At 54.9% G+C, this 22,214-nt stretch carries 18 protein-coding genes; 16 read left to right on the top strand and 2 right to left on the bottom strand.

The features are described 5' to 3' along the window. Position 1: 1 nt before the first annotated feature. Both narL and narX read right to left on the bottom strand, forming a co-directional pair. The gene (gene narL / locus FCH32_RS11875) at positions 2 to 652 is read right to left on the bottom strand and encodes a two-component system response regulator NarL (protein ID WP_003020756.1); all 651 of its coding nucleotides are present in this window, start codon (positions 650 to 652) and stop codon (positions 2 to 4) included. After that, positions 645 to 2,441: a nitrate/nitrite two-component system sensor histidine kinase NarX gene (gene narX / locus FCH32_RS11870; protein WP_115258299.1), complete on the bottom strand. Its 1,797-nt coding sequence runs from the start codon at positions 2,439 to 2,441 to the stop codon at positions 645 to 647. The genes narL and narX overlap by 8 nt, the downstream gene beginning before the upstream one ends. Before the next feature lie 339 nt (positions 2,442 to 2,780). Between narX and FCH32_RS11865 the strand changes: the two genes are divergently transcribed. The 16 genes from FCH32_RS11865 to FCH32_RS11790 all read left to right on the top strand — a co-directional run bounded on the left by FCH32_RS11865 (position 2,781) and on the right by FCH32_RS11790 (position 22,185). Then, entirely contained in the window at positions 2,781 to 4,172 is a 1,392-nt protein-coding gene (locus tag FCH32_RS11865; protein ID WP_115258300.1) for a NarK family nitrate/nitrite MFS transporter, read from the top strand. A 516-nt stretch (positions 4,173 to 4,688) separates the two neighbouring features. Further along, entirely contained in the window at positions 4,689 to 8,432 is a 3,744-nt protein-coding gene (locus FCH32_RS11860; RefSeq protein WP_096756785.1) for a nitrate reductase subunit alpha, read from the top strand. Continuing rightward, positions 8,429 to 9,967 (top strand): nitrate reductase subunit beta, encoded by a 1,539-nt coding sequence (narH, locus tag FCH32_RS11855; protein ID WP_096756786.1) that lies wholly within the window; start codon positions 8,429 to 8,431, stop codon positions 9,965 to 9,967. The genes FCH32_RS11860 and narH overlap by 4 nt, the downstream gene beginning before the upstream one ends. Continuing rightward, on the top strand, positions 9,964 to 10,674 hold the full coding sequence (gene narJ / locus FCH32_RS11850) for a nitrate reductase molybdenum cofactor assembly chaperone (RefSeq protein WP_096756787.1): 711 nt from the start codon (positions 9,964 to 9,966) through the stop codon (positions 10,672 to 10,674). The genes narH and narJ overlap by 4 nt, the downstream gene beginning before the upstream one ends. After that, positions 10,674 to 11,351: a respiratory nitrate reductase subunit gamma gene (gene narI / locus FCH32_RS11845; protein WP_174360932.1), complete on the top strand. Its 678-nt coding sequence runs from the start codon at positions 10,674 to 10,676 to the stop codon at positions 11,349 to 11,351. Before narJ ends, narI begins: the two co-directional genes overlap by 1 nt. Positions 11,352 to 11,452: 101 nt before the next feature. Continuing rightward, a complete protein-coding gene (locus FCH32_RS11840) occupies positions 11,453 to 12,460 on the top strand; it encodes a 3-oxoacyl-[acyl-carrier-protein] synthase III C-terminal domain-containing protein (protein ID WP_174360931.1) in 1,008 nt (335 codons plus the stop codon). Then, positions 12,457 to 13,473, top strand: a complete 1,017-nt coding sequence (locus FCH32_RS11835) for an NAD-dependent epimerase/dehydratase family protein (RefSeq protein WP_174360930.1) — start codon at positions 12,457 to 12,459, stop codon at positions 13,471 to 13,473. Before FCH32_RS11840 ends, FCH32_RS11835 begins: the two co-directional genes overlap by 4 nt. Continuing rightward, positions 13,451 to 14,257, top strand: coding sequence for an MBL fold metallo-hydrolase (locus FCH32_RS11830; protein ID WP_174360929.1), 807 nt, complete (start codon positions 13,451 to 13,453; stop codon positions 14,255 to 14,257). Before FCH32_RS11835 ends, FCH32_RS11830 begins: the two co-directional genes overlap by 23 nt. After that, complete coding sequence (locus tag FCH32_RS11825; RefSeq protein WP_174360928.1) at positions 14,254 to 15,540, top strand: F390 synthetase-related protein; 1,287 nt, start codon at positions 14,254 to 14,256, stop codon at positions 15,538 to 15,540. The genes FCH32_RS11830 and FCH32_RS11825 overlap by 4 nt, the downstream gene beginning before the upstream one ends. Next, a complete protein-coding gene (locus FCH32_RS11820; RefSeq protein ID WP_137399955.1) occupies positions 15,537 to 16,154 on the top strand; it encodes a phosphatase PAP2 family protein in 618 nt (205 codons plus the stop codon). Before FCH32_RS11825 ends, FCH32_RS11820 begins: the two co-directional genes overlap by 4 nt. After that, entirely contained in the window at positions 16,147 to 17,271 is a 1,125-nt protein-coding gene (locus tag FCH32_RS11815) for a sterol desaturase family protein (RefSeq protein ID WP_174360927.1), read from the top strand. The genes FCH32_RS11820 and FCH32_RS11815 overlap by 8 nt, the downstream gene beginning before the upstream one ends. Then, on the top strand, positions 17,258 to 18,364 hold the full coding sequence (locus FCH32_RS11810) for a fatty acid desaturase family protein (protein ID WP_174360926.1): 1,107 nt from the start codon (positions 17,258 to 17,260) through the stop codon (positions 18,362 to 18,364). The genes FCH32_RS11815 and FCH32_RS11810 overlap by 14 nt, the downstream gene beginning before the upstream one ends. Then, complete coding sequence (locus FCH32_RS11805) at positions 18,361 to 19,323, top strand: NAD-dependent epimerase/dehydratase family protein (RefSeq protein ID WP_174360925.1); 963 nt, start codon at positions 18,361 to 18,363, stop codon at positions 19,321 to 19,323. Before FCH32_RS11810 ends, FCH32_RS11805 begins: the two co-directional genes overlap by 4 nt. Then, entirely contained in the window at positions 19,320 to 20,447 is a 1,128-nt protein-coding gene (locus FCH32_RS11800; RefSeq protein ID WP_174360924.1) for a glycosyltransferase, read from the top strand. The genes FCH32_RS11805 and FCH32_RS11800 overlap by 4 nt, the downstream gene beginning before the upstream one ends. Next, on the top strand, positions 20,444 to 20,986 hold the full coding sequence (locus FCH32_RS11795) for a hypothetical protein (RefSeq protein WP_174360923.1): 543 nt from the start codon (positions 20,444 to 20,446) through the stop codon (positions 20,984 to 20,986). Before FCH32_RS11800 ends, FCH32_RS11795 begins: the two co-directional genes overlap by 4 nt. Further along, positions 20,986 to 22,185 (top strand): glycosyltransferase, encoded by a 1,200-nt coding sequence (locus FCH32_RS11790; RefSeq protein WP_137399951.1) that lies wholly within the window; start codon positions 20,986 to 20,988, stop codon positions 22,183 to 22,185. The genes FCH32_RS11795 and FCH32_RS11790 overlap by 1 nt, the downstream gene beginning before the upstream one ends. Positions 22,186 to 22,214 lie beyond the last annotated feature (29 nt).

Genomic DNA, 22,214 nt, shown 5'->3' with positions numbered 1-22,214 from the left:
ATTAGAAAATGCGTTCCTGATGCACCCATACCGCGGCTTCTACGCGTGATTTGAGCTTCATTTTCTTCAGCATATGCTTCACGTGGACTTTGACCGTGCTTTCGGTGATGTCCAGACGGCGGGCAATCATCTTGTTAGGCAGGCCCTGGGCAATCAGTTTCAGGATGTCGCGTTCGCGCGGCGTGAGCTGGGTGACATCGCGGTCTGAGGTGGCACGATTAGCACGCAGGCTGGCGGCCAGTACGGGTGTTAAAGCTTCGCTAAGCACCATTTCACCGGCGGCCGCTTGCTGTAATGCCTTCAGCAAATCTTCCGGTTCCATGTCTTTCAACAAATAACCATCCGCGCCGCGTTTCAGGGCGGTGACCACGTCTTCTTCATGATTGGAGACGCTGAATACGACGATGCGGCCGGACAGGGATTTTTCGCGCAGCTTATCGAGCGTTTCCAGACCGTTCATACCGGGCATATTGAGATCCAACAGGATCAGATCGGGATCAAGAGACTCAGCCAGCTCGATACCCTGCTCGCCATTACTGGCTTCGCCGACCACGGTAATATCGGGCGCCATACTGACAAGCTGTTTTACACCGGTTCGCAACATCGGATGATCATCGATCAACAGGATGGTTGCCGGTTCCAGATTACTCATGGGTATCTCCTTGGACTTCTGTGAAGTTTGTTTCGGGAATGAAAGTGACAGCAACTTCAGTACCGCCAGTCTCGCGACGGCGTACACGGCAATCGCCGCGCAAGCTTTGCGCACGATCGCGCATAATAATCATGCCGTAGTGGTTACTGCGTTCGGCGTTTTCCGGTACGCCGCAGCCGTTATCTTGCACTGTCAGTTTGACCTGCTTGCCATTTTGCACCACCGTCACCACAACGTCATCGGCGTGAGAGTGTTTCAAGGCATTACTCAGGGCTTCACGGGCAATTTGCAACAGGTGAATAGCCTGGTGCGAAGGCACCAGACGCGGTGGCAGCTGGTAATCCAGCTTCACCGTAAAACCAAATCGGGCGCTGTATTCCAGGCAGCTGGCTTCCAGCGCTGGGCGCAATCCAGGCTCCGTTAACTGCAAACGGAAAGTGGTTAACAGCTCACGCAACTGCACCCAGGACGTGTTCAGTTCATTACGAATTTGACTCAACAGGTCGCGGCAGTTTTCCGGCAGCGCCTCGCCTTGCATTTGCAAACAGCTGACCTGCATCTTCATACAAGAAAGCGATTGTGCAATAGAATCATGCAGTTCGCGTGCAATGGTGGCACGCTCTTCCATCACAATCAACTGCTGCTGACGCTCCTGCTGCCTGTCCAGCGCCAGCGTCGCGGTCAGTTGTTCAACCAGGGTATCAACCAGTTGCTGCTGGTCGTGGCTAAGATGACGTCCGTGCGGCAATGTGGCCAGCAGAATACCATACTGAGTATGCGCATCGGTCAGTCGCCATTTCAGTGTGATTCCGCCGTCAATGGCGGGCAGCGTGCCGCGCGGACACAGATGACACCCTTTTTCATCACAGCTGACGTTCGACTGACAGGTAAACTCCTGGTGATTATCTTCATCTTCCAGGTCGTACACCCGCAGTTCGATATCATGCAACAGCGTTAAATTTTGTAGCCCGTTGAGTACCGGGGAAAGACGTTCACACAGCGGTACCTGAGAGTGCAGACGGCGGTTGGCTTGCCACAGGAAGGAGAGGATCTGGTTTTTATGCTCCAGACCGGCGGTTTTCTCCTGCACCCGCTGTTCCAGAACCGCGTAACTTTCTGCCAGCTCTTCTGACATATTGTTCAGTGCCGATCCCAGGGCCGCCATTTCATTACGCCCGCTAATGCGTGCGCGCTGGGTAAAATCACGTTGGCTGACGGCTCGCGCCATCGACAGCAGCTGTTTCCACGGTTCCAGCAGACGAACACGCAGCCAGATAATGGTGAAAACCAGCAGCAGTGCCATAAACACGGCCATCAGACGATGCAGCATCACCACGCGCTCAATACGCAATTCCGTGGTGTGGTCAAAGGCGGTCACCAGCTTATCCAGTCCTGCCACAAACTGCGTAACGTCCTCGGCAACGGCGTCCGCGTTTTGTGCATGTGATAGCCCTGGCGCCAGTTCGGTATGCCAGTAATCCTGTAACGCCTTCAGCTGTGCCTGTTGTCCGTCGCGCTTAGCGGCGCGCGTGAGTTCCGGGCTGAAGGCCGTTCTTTCCATCTCTTCCAGCAGCGGCTGGTCATTGGCATCCAGCGGAACCGCTGCCAGCAGACGATAGCTCTGCATACGCAGGGAGCCGGCTTTGTTAATCGCATGCGCGCTGCCCTGAACGCCCTGAACCAACCAGCCGGAGACGGCCATACCTGCCACGCCGATTGCGGTGGACAGTAAAACAATCAGCGCCACCTGGTTGACCAGCGTAAGCGGAGAGAGACAACGTTTTAACATGGTGACTTCTTCCTTCAGGATTTCGTTGTAGCGAAAACCTTATGAATGACGATGCTGCTGCAAGCAGTGGCGTTATTCTCAGCTATACACTGGAGTATACCCATACCTCAAACGGGCTACCCCTTAATTGCCGCAGGTGGGAGAGATCCCCGGCTGAGGGGAGTAGGGGGCGACAGAAGCGTGAAAAACCACATCTTTTTTAGCGATGTTATGTACTCATTTGGGGTAATGATAAATTTTAAGCACTAATAATGACATCTTTTCCTTTGATTTATATCAACTTACCTCTCGCTGTAAACCCTAATGTTGCAGGCATCGAAACAAGTATCAGAGGTGTCTATGAGTCACTCATCTGCCCCGGAAAGGGCATCTGGATCTGTAATTACAGAATGGCGGCCGGAAGATCCCGCCTTTTGGCAACAAAGAGGTCATCGTATTGCCAGCCGCAACTTGTGGATTTCCGTCCCTTGTCTGCTGCTGGCATTTTGCGTATGGATGTTATTTAGCGCCGTAGCGGTGAACTTACCGAAGGTTGGCTTTGACTTTACCACCGAGCAGCTGTTCATGCTGACGGCATTACCGTCGGTTTCCGGTGCGCTGCTGCGTGTTCCGTACTCCTTTATGGTTCCTCTGTTTGGCGGACGTCGCTGGACGGCATTCAGCACCGGTATCCTGATCATTCCTTGCGTATGGTTAGGTTTTGCCGTGCAAGATACCACCACGCCGTTTAGCACGTTTATTATCATCTCTCTGCTGTGCGGTTTTGCCGGGGCAAACTTTGCTTCCAGCATGGCTAACATCAGTTTCTTCTTCCCGAAACAGAAACAGGGCGGTGCACTGGGGCTGAACGGCGGTCTGGGTAACATGGGCGTCAGCGTGATGCAGTTGCTTGCGCCGCTGGTGGTCTCCTTGTCTATCTTCGCGGCATTCGGTAGCCACGGCGTTGAACAACCGGATGGCACGCAACTGTATCTGGCCAACGCCGCGTGGATTTGGGTACCGTTCCTGGCGGTGCTGACGCTGGCTGCGTGGTTTGGTATGAACGAACTGGCAACCTCTAAAGCGTCACTGAAAGAGCAATTACCGGTGCTGAAACGCGGACATCTGTGGATTATGAGTCTGCTGTATCTGGCAACCTTCGGCTCCTTTATCGGCTTCTCTGCCGGTTTTGCCATGCTGTCAAAAACGCAGTTCCCTGAGGTGCAGATCCTGCATTACGCCTTCTTTGGTCCGCTGATTGGCGCCCTGGCTCGTTCTGCCGGTGGGGCAATTTCTGACCGACTGGGCGGGACGCGCGTGACGCTGGTGAACTTTGTCCTGATGGCCATTTTCAGCGCCTTGCTGTTCCTGACGCTGCCAACAAACGGTGAGGGTGGCAACTTTATCGCCTTCTTTGCGGTGTTCCTGGCGCTGTTCCTGACGGCTGGGTTGGGTAGTGGTTCTACCTTCCAGATGATCTCCGTGATCTTCCGTAAACTGACGATGGACCGAGTGAAAGCCGAAGGTGGCTCCGAAGAGAAAGCGATGCGTGAAGCGGCAACCGACACGGCGGCGGCACTGGGCTTTATCTCAGCTATCGGCGCGATTGGCGGCTTCTTTATTCCTAAAGCGTTTGGTACGTCGCTGGCGTTAACCGGTTCGCCGGTAGATGCGATGAAAGTGTTCCTGATCTTCTATGTCGCCTGCGTGGTCATCACTTGGGTGGTATACGGACGTCATTCTAAAAAATAAAAAAGTAATGTACACAAAATCACTCTAACTGCATTAAGGCGGCAAGTGAGAAATCCCCAGGAGCATACTCAAGTCAGTGACTGGGGAGAACGAGCACAGCCAACGCGGAAGCAGTTTGAAGGATGACGTGTAGGTTGATTATCCTTTGCGCGGTGTTAGACCGCGCTTTTTTTTGTCTGTAATTAGTTACAACATACTTATTTATCTACAGAGACTATCGTCTGTCAGAACGGTACACAGAAAGAGGCCTGCCAGGGGGGGATACCCCTTAATACTCACTTGTAAAGAATTTAACATTTGTATGATGAGTTAATTTTAAAATCATATTTAAAATCAATTGATTACTGGGTTTTACCCCATCCCACTTAAGGGGTATATAAAATTTAACCTCTCTTTCCCATCCCTGCCTGCCTTGATCGTTATCAATTCCCACGCGCTTTCATAGCGTTACCTTCGCTCTCAATCAAGCAATGTCGATTTATCAGAGAGCCGTCAGGCTCCTACAGGAGACAACCGATGAGTAAATTCCTGGACCGGTTTCGCTACTTCAAGCAGAAGGGCGAAACCTTTGCCGATGGGCACGGCCAGCTTCTCAATACTAACCGGGACTGGGAGGATGGATACCGCCAGCGTTGGCAGCATGACAAAGTCGTGCGATCAACTCATGGGGTAAACTGCACCGGCTCATGCAGCTGGAAAATCTACGTGAAAAATGGTCTGGTGACCTGGGAGACCCAGCAAACCGACTACCCGCGCACCCGTCCAGACCTGCCAAACCATGAACCACGCGGCTGCCCGCGCGGTGCGAGCTACTCCTGGTATCTCTACAGCGCTAACCGCCTGAAATACCCGCTGATGCGTAAACGCCTGATGAAAATGTGGCGTGAAGCGAAAAGACTGCACAGCGATCCGGTAGATGCATGGGCATCCATCATCGAAGACGCCGATAAAGCAAAAAGCTTCAAGCAAGCGCGCGGTCGTGGTGGCTTTGTACGTTCTTCCTGGCAGGAAGTGAATGAGCTGATTGCCGCTTCTAACGTCTACACCGTCAAAACCTACGGCCCTGACCGCGTGGCAGGCTTCTCGCCTATCCCGGCAATGTCGATGGTTTCCTACGCCTCCGGTGCACGCTACTTGTCCCTGATTGGCGGTACCTGCTTGAGCTTCTACGACTGGTACTGTGACCTGCCGCCTGCGTCTCCGCAGACCTGGGGTGAGCAGACCGACGTTCCGGAATCTGCCGACTGGTACAACTCCAGCTACATCATCGCCTGGGGTTCAAACGTTCCGCAGACCCGTACCCCGGATGCCCACTTCTTCACTGAAGTTCGCTACAAAGGGACCAAAACGGTCGCGATCACCCCGGACTACGCTGAAATTGCCAAGCTGTGCGACCTGTGGCTGGCACCGAAGCAGGGCACCGATGCCGCGATGGCGCTGGCAATGGGCCACGTCATGCTGCGTGAGTTCCACCTTGATAACCCAAGCCAGTACTTCACCGACTATGTGCGTCGTTACACCGACTTCCCGATGCTGGTGATGCTCGAAGAGCGTGACGGTTACTATGCGGCGGGCCGTATGCTGCGCGCCGCCGATCTGGTCGATTCTTTGGGCCAGGAAAATAACCCAGAGTGGAAAACCGTTGCCGTCAATACCGACGGCGAGATGGTCGCGCCAAACGGTTCGATAGGTTTCCGCTGGGGCGAAAAAGGGAAGTGGAACCTTGAGCAGCGCGACGGCACGTCCGGTAAAGAAACCGAACTGCAGCTCAGCTTGCTGGGCAGCCAGGATGACATCGCTGAAGTCGGCTTCCCATACTTTGGCGGCGAAGGCACCGAGCACTTCAATAAAGTCGAACTGGAAAACGTTCTGCTGCACAAACTGCCGGTCAAACGCCTGCAACTGGCGGACGGTACTACCGCGCTGGTGACCACCGTTTATGACCTGACCATGGCGAACTACGGTCTGGAACGCGGTCTGAACGATGAAAACTGCGCCACCAGCTACGATGACATCAAAGCATATACCCCGGCATGGGCAGAAAAAATTACCGGTGTATCACGCGCTCAAATCGTGCGTATCGCCCGTGAATTTGCCGATAACGCTGACAAAACGCACGGTCGTTCAATGATCATCGTCGGTGCCGGTCTGAACCACTGGTATCACCTCGATATGAACTATCGCGGATTGATCAACATGCTGGTGTTCTGCGGCTGCGTTGGTCAGAGCGGTGGCGGTTGGGCGCACTATGTGGGTCAGGAAAAACTGCGTCCGCAGACCGGCTGGCAGCCGCTGGCGTTTGGCCTTGACTGGCAGCGTCCGGCACGTCACATGAACAGCACCTCCTACTTCTATAACCACTCCAGCCAGTGGCGTTATGAGACGGTAACTGCGCAGGAACTGCTGTCGCCGATGGCGGACAAGTCCCGCTATAGCGGTCATTTGATCGACTTTAACGTACGCGCTGAACGTATGGGCTGGTTGCCATCTGCGCCGCAGTTGGGCACCAACCCGCTGTACATTGCTCGTGAGGCGGAAAAAGCCGGGATGACGCCGGTGGATTACACCGTGAAATCGCTGAAAGAGGGTTCTATTCGCTTTGCGGCAGAACAACCTGAAAACGGTAAAAACCATCCGCGTAACCTGTTCATCTGGCGTTCTAACCTGCTGGGCTCGTCCGGTAAAGGTCATGAGTACATGCTGAAGTATCTGCTGGGTACTGAACACGGTATTCAGGGGATGGATCTGGGCAAACAGGGTGGTGTGAAGCCAGAAGAAGTGGAATGGCAGGATAACGGTCTCGATGGCAAGCTGGATCTGGTGGTGACGCTGGACTTCCGTCTGTCGAGCACCTGTCTGTATTCCGACATCGTGTTGCCTACCGCCACCTGGTATGAAAAAGACGACATGAATACATCGGACATGCATCCGTTTATTCATCCGCTGTCTGCCGCTGTTGATCCGGCCTGGGAATCGAAAAGCGACTGGGAAATTTACAAAGCCATCGCCAAGAAATTCTCTGAAGTCTGCGTCGGTCACCTCGGTAAAGAAACCGACGTGGTGACGCTGCCTATCCAGCACGATTCAGCTGCCGAACTGGCGCAGCCGCTGGACGTGAAGGACTGGAAAAAAGGCGAATGCGATCTGATCCCAGGCGTTACTGCCCCGCACATCATGACCGTTGAGCGTGATTACCCAGCAACTTACGAACGCTTCACCTCCATCGGCCCACTGATGGATAAAGTCGGTAACGGCGGGAAAGGGATTGCCTGGAACACCCAGAGCGAAATGGACTTGCTGCGTAAGCTTAACTACACCAAGGCAGAAGGCCCGGCTAAAGGTCAGCCGATGCTGAATACGGCGATTGATGCCGCCGAGATGATCCTCACCCTGGCGCCGGAAACCAACGGTCAGGTGGCGGTGAAAGCCTGGGCTGCGCTGAGTGAATTTACCGGCCGTGACCATACGCATCTGGCACTGAATAAAGAAGACGAGAAAATCCGCTTCCGCGATATTCAGGCGCAGCCGCGTAAAATTATCTCCAGCCCGACCTGGTCTGGCCTGGAAGATGAGCATGTTTCTTACAACGCCGGTTACACCAACGTTCACGAGCTGATCCCATGGCGTACGCTGACCGGTCGTCAGCAGCTGTATCAGGATCATCAGTGGATGCGCGACTTCGGTGAAAGCCTGCTGGTTTATCGTCCGCCAATTGACACCCGTTCGGTGAAAGCCGTGATGGGCGAGAAATCCAACGGCAATCCGGAAAAGGCGCTCAACTTCCTGACGCCACACCAGAAGTGGGGTATCCACTCCACTTACAGCGACAACCTGCTGATGCTGACATTAGGCCGCGGTGGTCCGATCGTGTGGATGAGTGAAGCGGATGCGAAAGATCTGGGTATCGAAGATAACGACTGGATCGAAGTCTTTAACAGCAACGGTTCACTAACCGCCCGTGCGGTAGTCAGCCAGCGTGTCCCGGCCGGGATGACCATGATGTACCACGCCCAGGAACGTATTGTGAATATTCCAGGGTCGGAAATTACCGAACAGCGCGGCGGGATCCATAACTCGGTGACCCGTATTACGCCGAAACCGACGCACATGATTGGTGGTTATGCCCACCTGGCCTACGGCTTTAACTACTACGGCACCGTAGGGTCAAACCGTGATGAGTTCGTGGTGGTCCGTAAGATGAAGAACATTGACTGGTTGGATGGCGAAGGCAATGACCAGGTACAGGAGAGCGTAAAATGAAAATTCGTTCACAAGTCGGCATGGTGCTGAATCTCGATAAGTGCATCGGTTGCCACACCTGTTCAGTAACCTGCAAAAACGTCTGGACCAGCCGTGAAGGGACCGAGTACGCCTGGTTCAACAACGTTGAAACTAAGCCGGGCACCGGTTTCCCGACCGACTGGGAAAACCAGGAAAAATGGAAGGGCGGTTGGATCCGCAAGATCAACGGTAAGCTGGTGCCGCGCATGGGTAACAAAGCGCTGCTGCTGGGTAAAATTTTCGCTAACCCGCATCTGCCGGGTATCGATGATTACTACGAGCCGTTTGACTTCGATTACCAGACGCTGCACAACGCACCGGCTGACAGCAAAGCGCAGCCGATTGCACGTCCACGTTCGCTGATCACCGGCAAGCGTATGGACAAGATAACCAAAGGTCCGAACTGGGAAGACGACCTGGGCGGCGAGTTCGAGAAGCTGTCAAAAGACAAAAACTTCGAGAACATGCAGAAGGCGATGTACGGCCAGTTCGAAAATACCTTCATGATGTATTTGCCGCGTCTGTGCGAGCACTGCCTTAACCCGGCGTGCGTGGCGACCTGCCCAAGCGGTGCCATCTACAAGCGTGAAGAAGACGGCATCGTGCTGATCGACCAGGACAAGTGCCGCGGCTGGCGTATGTGTATTACCGGTTGCCCGTACAAGAAAATCTACTTCAACTGGAAGAGCGGTAAGTCAGAGAAGTGCATCTTCTGCTATCCGCGTATCGAAGCCGGTCAGCCGACCGTATGCTCCGAAACCTGCGTCGGACGTATTCGTTACCTCGGCGTACTGCTGTATGACGCTGACGCCATTGAAAGCGCGGCAAGCACCGAGAACGAGAAAGATCTGTACCAGCGTCAGCTGGACGTGTTCCTCGATCCGAATGACCCGGCGGTCATTGAGCAGGCACTGAAAGACGGTATTCCGCTGAGCGTGATCGACGCGGCTCAGCAGTCTCCGGTGTACAAAATGGCGATGGACTGGAAGCTGGCGCTGCCGTTGCACCCAGAATACCGCACGCTGCCAATGGTCTGGTATGTTCCGCCTTTGTCACCGATTCAGTCTGCGGCTGATGCGGGTGAGCTGGGCAGCAACGGTATTCTGCCGGACGTGGACAGCCTGCGTATTCCGGTTCAGTACCTGGCAAACCTGCTGACTGCAGGGGATACGCAGCCGGTGGTACTGGCGCTGAAGCGCATGCTGGCGATGCGTCACTTTAAACGTGCGGAAACCGTTGACGGTAAAGTCGACACCCGTGCGCTGGAAGAAGTTGGTCTGACTGAAGCGCAGGCGCAGGAAATGTACCGCTACCTGGCCATCGCGAACTACGAAGATCGTTTCGTGGTACCGAGCAGCCATCGTGAGCTGGCGCGTGAAGCGTTCCCGGAGAAAAGCAGTTGTGGCTTTACCTTCGGCGACGGTTGCCACGGTTCGGACACCAAATTCAATCTGTTCAACAGTCGCCGCATCGATGCTGTCGATGTGACCAGCAAAACGGAGCCGCACCAATGATTGAACTCGTCATTGTTTCGCGTCTGCTCGAGTACCCGGATGCTGCCTTATGGCAGCATCAGCAGGAACTTTTCGATGCACTCGCGTCATCTGAAAACCTGGACAAAGATGATGCCCAGACTCTGGGCGTCTTCCTGCGCGATTTAACCGCGCAGGACATGCTGGACGCACAGTCCCGCTACAGTGAACTGTTCGACCGTGGCCGTGCAACCTCGCTGCTGTTGTTTGAACATGTGCATGGTGAATCCCGCGACCGCGGTCAGGCGATGGTTGACCTGATGGCGCAGTACGAGCAGCACGGTTTACAGCTCGACAGCCGCGAATTACCGGACCATCTGCCGCTGTACCTGGAATATCTGGCGCAGTTGCCGAAGGAAGAGGCGCTGGGTGGTTTGCAGGATATCGCCCCGATTCTGGCCCTGCTCAGTGCGCGTCTGCAACAGCGTGAAAGTCGCTACGCCGTGCTGTTCGATCTGCTGTTGAAACTGGCGAATGCGGCTATCGATAGCGACAAAGTGGCGGAGAAAATTGCGGATGAAGTTCGCGATGATACTCCGCAGGCGCTGGACGCTGTCTGGGAAGAAGAGCAGGTGAAATTCTTTGCCGATCAGGGGTGCGGTGAATCTGAGATCTCCGCTCACCAGCGTCGTTTTGCCGGGGCCGTCGCGCCGCAGTATCTGAATATCACCACCGGAGGACAGCAATAATGCACTTCCTGAATACGTTCTTCTTTGACATCTATCCGTACATTGCGGGTTCTGTCTTCCTGATTGGTAGCTGGCTACGTTATGACTACGGGCAGTACACCTGGCGTGCGGCATCCAGTCAGATGCTGGATCGCAAAGGGATGAACATGGCGTCAAACCTGTTCCATATCGGGATCCTGGGTATTTTCGCCGGCCACTTCCTGGGGATGTTAACGCCGCACTGGATGTACGAAGCGTGGCTGCCGCTGGAAGTGAAACAGAAAATGGCCATGTTTGCAGGCGGTGCGTCCGGCGTGATGTGTCTGGTCGGTGGTGTATTGCTGCTCAAACGCCGTTTGTTCAGCCCACGCGTGCGTGCCACTACCACCGGCGCGGATATTCTGGTGCTGTCCGTTCTGGTTATCCAGTGTGCGCTGGGGCTGCTGACTATTCCGTTCTCCGCCCAGCATATGGACGGGAGTGAGATGATGAAGCTGGTCAACTGGGCACAGTCTGTGGTGACCTTCCACGGCGACGCGTCCCAGTACCTGGACGGTGTGGCGTTTATCTTCCGTATGCACCTGGTGCTCGGTATGACGCTGTTCCTGCTGTTCCCGTTCTCGCGTCTGGTGCACATCTGGAGCGTGCCGGTCGAGTATTTGACCCGCAAGTATCAGATTGTTCGCGCACGCCACTAAGGTAAAATATTAATGAAAAAAACCAGGACAAAAGTCCTGGTTTTTTTTGTATTTTATTTCGATATCATGCTGCGAATCGTGGGATAAAGAAATGAAGCATAATGGAATATTCAGCTCGCCCTGGCGTTAACATGGCGCTAAAAATCGTCTCGACCGGTATTGCTCTGCCGCCGACACGGATCACTTCATCAATGCTTGACCTTCAACTCGGTAAGCCCTCGGGCTATGTGGAAAAACGTTCGGGCATTGTCTGGCGCTATCACGTGGCCAACGATGCCAGCCAGGCTGAGCTGGCGGCACAGGCGTTACACCATGCGCTTGACGCCGGGGCGTTATCACCGTCTTCCATTGATCTGCTGATTTGCGCGTCGGCCATTCCGTTTCAGGCTCTCCCGTGCAGTGCGACCCATATTCTGAAAGCGGCAAGGATGCCTGCCGGAATGGCGGGTTTCGACATCAACAGCAGCTGCGTTAGCTTTATTTCCGCACTGGAAGTAGCAGCCGGATTGGTAAATACCGGTGCGTACCGTCGTATCGCCATCGTGTCAGCAGATATTGCCTCGCGCGGTATTGACTGGGGGCATGAAGAATCCTCGCTGATTTTTGGCGATGGCGCGGCATGCGTTATTGTCGAACGTGGCGACGGTTCAACCGGCATTCTGGCAAGCCTGATTGAGATGTATCCGGACGGTAGCGAGCTGTGTGAAATTCGCGCGGGTGGCACGCGGCGTAACCCTCGTGCAGGGATGATCGAGAGTGATTTTCTGTTTCACATGCAAGGGAAATCGTTGTTTCGTTATGCCTCTTCCTTGATTGAGGATTATTTTGCCCGCCTGCTGGCGAAAAGCGGCATTACGCTGGCCGATATTGCCACGGTGGTACCGCATCAGGCCAGCCATCTGTCGCTGGAACATATGCGTAAACGGCTGCACGTGCCGGAATCCGCTCTCATTGACATCTACCGCTACTATGGCAATCAGGTCGCGGCGTCTATACCAACCGCGCTGCACGAGGCTATCGTTAGCGGAAGACTGGTCGCAGGTCAACCGGCAATGCTGATAGGGACGGCAGCAGGGCTGACGCTGGCAGGTATGGTCTTTATACCGTGAAAATTCTGCTGACCGGCGCAACCAGTGGACTGGGACGCAATGCCGCAGAATCTTTACTGATGTCCGGACACGACGTAGTGGCTATCGGGCGTAATTCGACTCAGGGTGCAGCGCTTACGCAATGGGGCGCGAAGTTTGTGCCACTCGATCTAACGTGCGCCAGCGATAAGGACTTTTTCAGGCTGGTCGACGGCTGTGACGCCGTGTGGCACTGTGCGGCAAAGTCGTCGCCGTGGGGTAGCCGCGCTGATTTTTACCAGAACAACGTTCTGGTCACGCATCGGCTGACGCAGGCGGCGGGCAGGGCGCAGATCCCGCGCTTCGTTCATATTTCCACCCCGGCGGTGTATTTCGATTTCCGTCACCACTATGATCTGCCAGAGAGCTACCTTGCACGCCGCTTTAGCAGTCACTATGCCGACAGTAAATATGCCGCAGAGAAGGTGATTACCGACGCGGTGCGCACGTTTTCAGCGACGACATTTATTATGCTGCGTCCGCGCGGCCTGTTTGGCCCATACGATAATGTGATTGTCCCGCGGCTGCTACAGCAGCTTCATCGGGATGGCGGCGTGCTACGTTTACCGCGCGGCGGTGAGGTGCTGCTGGATCTCACTTTCGTGCAGAACGTGGTGTATGCCATGGAGCTGGCTACGACGGTGGCGTCGCTGCCTTCTGGTCGCGTCTATAACGTGACTAACCATCAACCCCAGCGGCTGAAGGTGATGCTTGATGCGCTGTTGCGAGAACAGCTTGGGCTACGTTATCGCCTGTGTCAGGTGCCGTGGCCACTGTTGTCTCTGCTCGCCAGCGGAATGGAACTCATCGGACGCTGTCTTGATAAAGAGCCGCTGGTAACCCGCTACAGTGCAGGCACCGTCTGTTTTGATATGACACTGAGTACACAACAAGCCACCAATGAACTGGGTTATCGGCCGCGAATTTCAATGACGGAAGGCATTGCGCTGACCGGCGAATGGATGAGAAAGCATGGCAACTATCACCGCTTTTGAGGTTGGGTACTGCACACATATAGGGTGTATGGCGCTAAAAAGCGCCGGGTTGCGCGTTTGCAAATTCCCGTCGCGGGCGTACTTGCTGGAAGCTGGCGATCAACGCTGGCTATGGGATACCGGTTACGCCTCGTGGTTTGAGCAATACACCCGTTCTGGCGTTTTTCGACTCTACCGCCAGGTGACGCCAGTCTATTTCGACCCAAACGCCTCGTTGGCCCGACAGTTGCTCGCACGAGGGCTGGTCAGCGGTGATATCAGCGCTATTATTCTGTCGCATTTTCATGCCGATCATGTGGCCGGACTACGTGATTTCCCCGACGTTAGCTGCATCTGTTCGGGTGAAGGGTGGGCGCAGGTCAGGACGCTGCGCGGATTTGGCGCCCTGCGCCAGGCCTTTGTGCCTGGACTGTTTCCGGCAGAATTTGAGTCGTCGTTAACGTTTATTGAGCGTTTTGAGACCCTGACATTACCCGCCGCGTTGGCACCTTTTGAGCGTGGCTATGTGCTTCCGGGAAGCGATGGGCAGATAATCCTGGTTCCGCTTCCAGGACACGCTGCTGGGCATATTGGCGCGTTTGTGTTGACGGACGATGGATGGACATTGCTGGCGGCTGATGCGGCCTGGTCGCCCGCCAGTTACCGTGAGCTGCGAGGCCCGTCCCGGCTGGCAAATTTGGTCATGTCTGATCCCACTGCATATTACCAGACCCTTGCGCGGTTAAATCAACTCTGGCAGAACGGCGCTACGGATATTCAGTTATGCCATGAGGGTGATTTATGATCCCATTCGCGCTTCTCTGGCGCTATTTCTGCACCCGCAAACTGCGCTTTACCGACAGGGCCTCTCTTGAGGCTTGGCAGCAAAAAAGAATGCAGGCTTTCCGCCGCCGGGTGTTAGTGAAAAGCCCGTGGTTCCGCGATTATCTCGCGCGGCCTTTTTGCGAATGGCCGACGATGGACAAAACGCGGATGATGACCCATTTTGATGAGATTAACACGGCCGGGCTACAGCGTGATGCCCTGATGGCATGTGCGTTGCGTAGTGAGCACAATCGCGATTTCTCGCCTGGAGTCGGTGAGTTTAGCGTGGGTCTGTCGTCCGGCACCTCCGGACAACGTGGGCTGTTTGTGGTGAGTCCACAGGAGCAACTGCTGTGGGCGGGGGCTATTCTGGCAAAAGTCCTGCCCGATGGATTGCTGGCGGGTGAACGCGTGGCATTGTTCCTGCGCGCAGATAATAATCTGTATCGCAGAGTGAATAATCGCTGGCTCAGTCTGGAATATTACGATCTTCTTGCCCCATTTCAGCCGCAGCTCGCACGGCTTGAGGCGCAGACACCGACGCTGATTGTTGCTCCCGCGCAGGTACTGCGCGCGCTGGCGCTGGCCGTACATGCCGGAACACTGACTCTGAAGGTGAAAAAAGTAATTTCGGTGGCGGAGGTGCTGGAAGAGCAGGATCGCACTTTGCTGCGCGACGTATTCGGCGAGGTCGGTGAAATTTATCAGGCTACTGAGGGCTTTCTGGCCTCAACCTGCGCCTGCGGTACGCTGCATCTGAACGAAGAGTTTATTCATGTCGAGCCGGAATGGCTGGATGAGCAGCGGTTTATTCCGATTATCACTGACTTTACCCGCAGCACGCAGCCGGTGGTTCGCTACCGGCTTAATGACGTACTGGTGGCGAGTGATAAGCCGTGCCCTTGCGGCAGTGCGGCCAGGGCGATTGTCCGTATTGAGGGTCGACAGGACGATCAGTTGCTGCTGCCTGACGTGGCGGGTGGAGAGCAGGTCGTATTTGCCGATGCCTGCAGCCGGGTGCTGGCTATCGCGTTGCCCCCCACGGCCGATTATCGGTTGGCGCAGACGGCCGCCGACGCGCTCTCGCTTACCGCAGATTGCGATCCGACGACGTTACAAGCGTGCCAGCAGGCGCTGAATGATTTTTTTGCCCGTCAGGGCGTGGATGTATCGCGTCTGGCGTGGACGCGGATATCAGCATCGCCACCGACGCAGTTTGACGCGAAACGGCGGCGGATTATCCGCCAGTGGGACGCAGTATGAGAATGATATTTTTGCGACTTAAACAGATGCTGCTGGGCTGGGGCACAGTGGGGATCGTTTATTCGTGTTGCGATCGTTTGCAGGGGCAGGGATCGCTGCTTACGCCTTGGGCCATCGATCGGGTGATTCCCTTTTCGCCCACGGCGGTCTGGCTTTATTTATCGTTCTTTCTGCTTATTCCAGCAGGCTATTTTCTGGTGCCGCTGGTGCAATTACGCTGGCTTACGCGTGCCATGCAGATTGCGGCAATAGGGGCCGGGAGTATTTATCTTATGTGGCCGACGACGATGCAGTATCCACCACTGACCGGTGACGGACTGTCGTCTCAGGTACTGGGCTGGTTGATCGGTATCGACTCACCGCAAAACTGCTTTCCCTCCCTTCATGCTGGGTTAACGTTGCTTACTGTCTGGGCCATCGCTGTGCGGCGGCAGACGGTGATAACTACGGTGAGTCTGGTGTGGGCGTTGGCGATTGCTATCGCGATCCTTCAGTTGCGTAGACATTTATTTATCGATTTAGTGGGTGGCGTGTTACTGGCCGGAGGAAGTGGCTGGCTGGCAATGTATATCGACGCAGGGAAAAAGCAACACAGGGAAATCCGTTATGAGTGAATTATTGTACCCCATTATTTTTATGTTAATACTGGTGACGTGCGAGGCGTGTTTTCTGCAATGGTCGCACAAGAAGAAAATCGACTGGCGCGATGTTATTTTCAATCTCAATTCCGGGCATATTGTGCTGTGGATGTTTCGCTGCCTGGAAGTGCTGTGTTATGCGCTGCTCCTCCAGTACGCAAATTTGCATCTTTTTGATGGGGTTGCCGCAGGCTGGATCTGGCTGTTTACGGTGGTCGCGTGGGATTTCTGCTTCTACTGGTTGCATCGCCTCCATCACGAGCGGCGCTGGCTGTGGGCGGTGCATGTTGTCCATCATCAGGGGGAACACTATAACCTGTCTCTGGGGGTCAGAAATTCCTGGTATTCATCGCTTACGGGGATCCCATTTTTTATGGTGCTGGCGGTGTGCGGCGTTCCGCTGACGGTGTACCTGACCGTTTCGGTCATCCACTACACTATTCAGTTTTTTAACCATAATGCGCTTACCCCCCGTCTTGGCTGGCTGGAAAAGATATTTATTACGCCGTCTCACCATCGTGTACACCACCTGAATGAAAAACGCTATGCCGATACCAATTATGGCGGCACTTTTCTTATCTGGGATCGACTATTCGGCACGTATTGTAAAGCGCCGCCGGTAGGATCGGTTGAGTACGGGGTGAAAGGCAGCCAGCTTTCAGGTAACCCGCTACGTGAAAGCAATCTGCCTTTTCGCAAGCTGCTCGGGCTAGCGCCTTCTCAACGTCAGATCGAGCGTCAGGGTAGTGGCGGGGTGATGATCCTTATTACGGGGGCGCTGTTATTATTTGTTCTGGTTCTGGGCTATATCCAGCGGTATGGCTACCAAATCGAAAGCATGTCGCCTGAACAGGCGCTACTGGTTGTACTATTGGCGGCAGGCACAGTCGCGCTCGGTGGTATCAGCGACGGACAGCGCTGGGGGAATCGCGTCTGGGGTGGGGTGACGCTACTGTTATTGGTCCACCCGCTGCTGTTTGCGTGGCATGAACTTCTCTGGCGGGTGACGCCTGTCCTGCTGGTTATCCACGGCATGATGGTCCTCTGCGGGGTTGGTAGCCGAACAGCAGGAGCGGCGCGTGAATCTGTTTAATCCGCAGACACGACTGACCTTTCCTGCGGATGACCCGGCGTTGGTTAATGCATTGCAGATTCAGTCTCGCGCCTTGCTGACTGCGCATAACGATCGACGCTACGCCGACCGATGGGCCATCTTTAAAGCGATGGTGCTGGTTGTGGCCTGGCTTTCCTGCTATCTCATTGCCTTGGGGGCGCAGGCAAAATGGGTCTTTGCGCTGGCGTATCTCGCAATGATGCTATTTGCGATGTTGCTGGCCGTAAACGTGGTGCATGATGCCTCGCATAATGCGTTTGTGCGAGGGAAGCGTGCCAATGCTCGACTCAGTTTTCTGGCGGCTCTGCCGTTGGGCCTGGATGCTGACAGCTGGCGCGTGCGTCACGTCAGATTTCATCACGGGTTTACCAATATTGAGTGTTACGATCCGGATACCGCTGAAAACGGTTTATTGCGCCAGACCCCCTGGCAGCGCTGGCGACCTTTTATGCGTGCGCAGCGTTTTTACTGGCCGTTGGTGGCCGGTTTGACATTTCCCTGGTATATCTGGGTGGTCGACTGGTTGGATCGCTGCGGACTGACGCCGGTTACGCCGCACCTGGCCCGGCGTGGTGCGGCGGGCTGGAGCCGTTTTCTGGTCAGTAAAGCGGTGCATCTGATATTAACGCTGGCGCTGCCTTTATGGCTGCTGGCGGATCGGCTAGGCGGGCTTACCGTGCTGGGGACCTATGTGGTGAGCCAGCTTATCGCATCGCTGATTTTCGTCATGCTGATCATCGGGACTCACTGGGCCAAAGGATACTCTCAGCTTCCGCCTTCGACAGGACGCATGACGCAGGGAAGAATCGCGCATACCTTCGCCACGACCTTCGACTGGCGGCCCACGCCTGCGTGGCTGGGATACTGGCTTGGCGGTATCAATCTTCATTTGACGCATCACCTATTTCCCCACTGGCATCATCGTCATTACCCGGCGCTTTGCAGCATCATTGCCGATATTGCACAGCAGCAGGGGATGGATTACTCCGTGCTCACGTTGCGTGATTTGCTGTCGCTCCAACAGCATTTTCTCAGGAAAATGGGGCAACCACCGGAGCGCGATACGCCATGAAGATTTTACTCACCGGCGCGTCCGGGTTTATTGCCGGCGCTTTTTTGCGGCGGTTTGCCGACGATCCGCAGATCTCGCTGTACGGTGTGGGCCGCCGACCGCAGTCTGATTTACCTCCATCGGTGTACTATCAGGCATGTCCTCTTGACCAGTTGCAGACGCTTGATGTGGAGCCCGACGTTGTGATCCACGCGGCGGGTAGGGCATCGCCCTGGGGTACGCGTCAGGAGTACGCGCGCGATAATGTGCAGACCACGCGCCAGGTCATCGATTTCTGCTATTCCCGCCAGTCACCCCGGCTGATTTTGCTCTCTACGGCGGCGGTCTATTATCGCTTTGCCCATCAATACCGTCTGACGGAAACGACCCCTGTGGGGCCGGAATTTACCAGCGAATATGCGCGGAGCAAATTTCTGGCGGAACAACATGTACAGGCTTATGCCGGTGAGAAAACGATTTTTCGGCCCTGTGCGGTATTCGGGCCGGGTGATGCGCTGTTATTTCCGCCGCTGCTGGAGGCCGCACGCAAAAAAAGGCTGGTAAACCTCTATAGCGAATATCCGGCGCAGGCAGATATTATGCACATTGATACGCTATGCGATTATCTGATGCAGGCGGCGACGGCGATGCAGTTGCGGCCCTGCTATAACATCTCTGCTGCGCAGCCGGTGGTCACGCAGGATCTGCTTCATGACATTTTGCGCCAGTGTGATTTGCCGGTGCCCATGCGTGCGCTGTCGGTGATGAGCGCGCGACGTTTTGCGGCCTTGCTGGAGGGGCTATGGCGAACCTTGCCGCTGGCCGGGGAGCCGCCTATCACCCAATTTGGCATTGGCGTTTTTGGCTACTCCTCCACCCTTGACGTCAGTCTGATGCTGGCGGATTTCGGCGCACCACGCCAGATATTCATGCAGAGTTTGAAACAGTTTTTACAGGACGATAAGGTGCAGCGGTTATGATGACCATCGCGTTACTCTGGCTAACAATTTTGCTGTTTAAATGCGTTTTCGCGCGGAAGATTTTGCGTGCTCCCCGGCCTGAGTCATTCATTGGTAGCCATGACGTGACGGTGCTGCAACCGATCCTCAGTGGCGATCCGGCCTTGTCGTCGGTGCTGGAGACAAACTTGCAACAGTTGCCTGACGCGCATTTTTTGTGGCTGATCGATGATGATGACGATGAAGGCGCGCGCGTTTCGCGCCAGTTGCAGCAGCGTTATCCGCAGTGTGATATTCGCCTTTTGCGCTATGCGCCTGCGCCACAAGGGCTGAATCCGAAGCTGTTTAAACTGGAGCAGGCACGATCTCAGGTGCAAACATCCTGCCTGATGGTGCTGGACGATGATGCCTCCCTGGATGCGTCCTCGCTGCAACATATGCTGAGTGAACTCAACGCACATACACTGGTCACTGCGTTACCCTGGTATCGACCCGCGCACAATATACCCTCACGCCTGCTGGCTCAGTTTGTAAACGATAACTCGGCGTTGACCTATCTTCCGCTGTTACCCTTTACCCGGCCGCTGACGCTGAACGGGATGTGTTATGTCATTTATAGGGATACGCTGGCGCAGGTAGGGGGATTCACGCCGATTCTCCATCATCTGACGGATGATTTGGCTCTGGCAACGCTGCTCACCCGGCAAGGTATAGAGATTGTTCAGTCTACGGCCACTGTTCAGGTTCAAACCAGCGTGCCGGATTTCAGGCGTTATGCTCGCCAGATGCATCGCTGGTTTTTGTTCGCCACGTTGTTAATGCGCGAGAAAACGGTGTCGGTAAATTTGGCGATTTTTCTGCTCCAGGGTCTGCACCCGCTGCTGCTCGGGAGCATGCTAATACTGGCGCTGAGCGGTGGAGCGGCGGATGCGGTTATCTTGACAGGGGTGGTAATCATTCGTTATTTCGCGCTACGCTGTGTACAACACGGCCTTTCAGAACTGATACCGGCACATCCGATGTTGTCGCTTTTATCGGAATTACTGCAACCGGTTCATTTACTCCACGCGATGTTGAACCGTACGATTTACTGGCGCTCAAGACGGTATCGTATTTTTAGTAACGATCGGTTTATCTCCCGATGAGCCTGCAAATCGCTTTCATTACCGGTCGAAGTCAGCCGGGGAATCCAGCATTAAGCCAGTCGCAGCGTGCGTTTATGGCTACGCTAAACAGGGAGGGCCGATGTCTGGCGTTAAATTTTCCGTGGGTGATGGGGGCAGATGAGTGGCGGGCTACCCCGATTATTCAGGCGAGTTGGAACAATGCGCGCGACTATCTTGGCTCGCGTCGCCCTGCATTTAGCCAAACCTACCAGGAGGCGACGCGCATGCTACTGGCATCAGCCGATCATACGCTGCTGCTGGCGGGAAGCTGTGGACTTGAGCTGTTTAATAATCTTCAACTTTCTGCAGCAGATTTATCGCACGTCAGCATTTTTGCCTATGGCCCGGTAGCCCGCCATCGCCCTACCTGCCGTCACCTGTTGGTTCAGGGGCAGAAGGACTGGATCTCCCGCCTCTGGTTTCGCGACGTGGATACGCATATTGCCTGCGGACATATGAACTATCTTGCCCAGCCTGCACTGAGCGATTTGTGCAGACGCTTTATCAGGACGCTGTAATGCAACGCTTATACGATCTTATTCCGCCTGGCGTGACCCGTATTGATCTGTTGGCCCCACCGTTTGCCGGACATTTGCATCCTGTTTTGGCGATGGGCCTCGCGCTATCCACGCAGTATCAGGTGCGGATTATCAGTACTCGTGGTGCAGCAGCAAAGATCACGGCCGCGGGGCTTACCGCAATGGTTTTGCCCGGTGAGTATGATACGCCGCTGCTGGCGGTGGCGAATCCACGCTATGCGGTAAAATCCAGTCCGATGAAGCTTTATCGACAGTTTCGCGCTGTGGTCGGGTTACTGAAAAACTTTGCTGATGAACTGGAGCAACTCTGGCATCAGCAGGGCGTTCCCGATTTAGCTATTGCTGATTTTACGCTGCCGATAGTCGGGGAAGTTTGTCGTCGATGTGACGTGCCATGGTGGACCAGTCTGCCATCGCCCTGTGTACTGGAAAGTCCGGAGGGAACGCCCGCTTACTGCGGCGGATTAATGCCCGCTAAGAACAGGATGGAGCAATACTGGTATTTATTGCAGCGTAAAAAAGTGCGTCTGTTCAAACGCGCTGTCTTCTGGTTATTTCGCCATACAATCCACCAGACCGGTATTACACGTCTTTACCGTCCCGATGGCAGTGAATGTGCGTATTCTCCAACGCGCATTCTCGCCCTGAGCGAACGTGAGTTTGAGTTTCCACAAACCTGGCCGGATGTGCTGCGCTTTATTGGACCGGCGCTCTACACGCCGCCGCTTGGCTATCAGGAACCTGTGTTTAAGGAAGGTAAAAAGCATGTGCTGGTAACGCTGGGGACGCATCTGGACTGGCATAAAGAGGCGGTAGTGGGTGCCGTTGCAGTGCTCGCAGGGACCATGCCTGACTGGGAGTTTCATTTTACCGAAGGAAATGGAACGAGTGGGCAGCGCTATCAACAGGGCAATTTTTGTCGCGTGCCGTGGGTCGATTACGATCGGTGTTTATCACGTTATGCTGCAGTTATTCACCATGGCGGGGCCGGTATTATGTGGCACTGCATAACGCGTAATATTCCCGCACTGGTTTATCCGGTCGATTATGATCAGTTTGATCATGCGGCGCGGCTGGAATACAGCGGCAAAGGGATCTGGCTACGTGGTGGACTGACGGCATTAGAGCGGGCTGGTGACACACTGCAAGAACTGGTGGAAAGATATGACAGAAAGTGAGCGTAGATGCCGAATCAAACCTTGGTCGA

The organism is Citrobacter gillenii (assembly GCF_013337685.1).
Classification (GTDB): Bacteria; Pseudomonadota; Gammaproteobacteria; order Enterobacterales; family Enterobacteriaceae; genus Citrobacter; species Citrobacter gillenii.
This window is presented reverse-complemented; position numbering and strand designations above follow the sequence as displayed.

What these genes read in the sequence shown, in the direction of transcription:
- narL (WP_003020756.1), bottom strand. Translation starts at nt 652, where the DNA reads ATGAGTAATCTGGAACCGGCAACCATCCTGTTGATCGATGATCATCCG.
- narX (WP_115258299.1), bottom strand. Translation starts at nt 2,441, where the DNA reads ATGTTAAAACGTTGTCTCTCTCCGCTTACGCTGGTCAACCAGGTGGCG.
- FCH32_RS11865 (WP_115258300.1), top strand. Translation starts at nt 2,781, where the DNA reads ATGAGTCACTCATCTGCCCCGGAAAGGGCATCTGGATCTGTAATTACA.
- FCH32_RS11860 (WP_096756785.1), top strand. Translation starts at nt 4,689, where the DNA reads ATGAGTAAATTCCTGGACCGGTTTCGCTACTTCAAGCAGAAGGGCGAA.
- narH (WP_096756786.1), top strand. Translation starts at nt 8,429, where the DNA reads ATGAAAATTCGTTCACAAGTCGGCATGGTGCTGAATCTCGATAAGTGC.
- narJ (WP_096756787.1), top strand. Translation starts at nt 9,964, where the DNA reads ATGATTGAACTCGTCATTGTTTCGCGTCTGCTCGAGTACCCGGATGCT.
- narI (WP_174360932.1), top strand. Translation starts at nt 10,674, where the DNA reads ATGCACTTCCTGAATACGTTCTTCTTTGACATCTATCCGTACATTGCG.
- FCH32_RS11840 (WP_174360931.1), top strand. Translation starts at nt 11,453, where the DNA reads ATGGAATATTCAGCTCGCCCTGGCGTTAACATGGCGCTAAAAATCGTC.
- FCH32_RS11830 (WP_174360929.1), top strand. Translation starts at nt 13,451, where the DNA reads ATGGCAACTATCACCGCTTTTGAGGTTGGGTACTGCACACATATAGGG.
- FCH32_RS11825 (WP_174360928.1), top strand. Translation starts at nt 14,254, where the DNA reads ATGATCCCATTCGCGCTTCTCTGGCGCTATTTCTGCACCCGCAAACTG.
- FCH32_RS11820 (WP_137399955.1), top strand. Translation starts at nt 15,537, where the DNA reads ATGAGAATGATATTTTTGCGACTTAAACAGATGCTGCTGGGCTGGGGC.
- FCH32_RS11815 (WP_174360927.1), top strand. Translation starts at nt 16,147, where the DNA reads ATGAGTGAATTATTGTACCCCATTATTTTTATGTTAATACTGGTGACG.
- FCH32_RS11805 (WP_174360925.1), top strand. Translation starts at nt 18,361, where the DNA reads ATGAAGATTTTACTCACCGGCGCGTCCGGGTTTATTGCCGGCGCTTTT.
- FCH32_RS11800 (WP_174360924.1), top strand. Translation starts at nt 19,320, where the DNA reads ATGATGACCATCGCGTTACTCTGGCTAACAATTTTGCTGTTTAAATGC.
- FCH32_RS11795 (WP_174360923.1), top strand. Translation starts at nt 20,444, where the DNA reads ATGAGCCTGCAAATCGCTTTCATTACCGGTCGAAGTCAGCCGGGGAAT.
- FCH32_RS11790 (WP_137399951.1), top strand. Translation starts at nt 20,986, where the DNA reads ATGCAACGCTTATACGATCTTATTCCGCCTGGCGTGACCCGTATTGAT.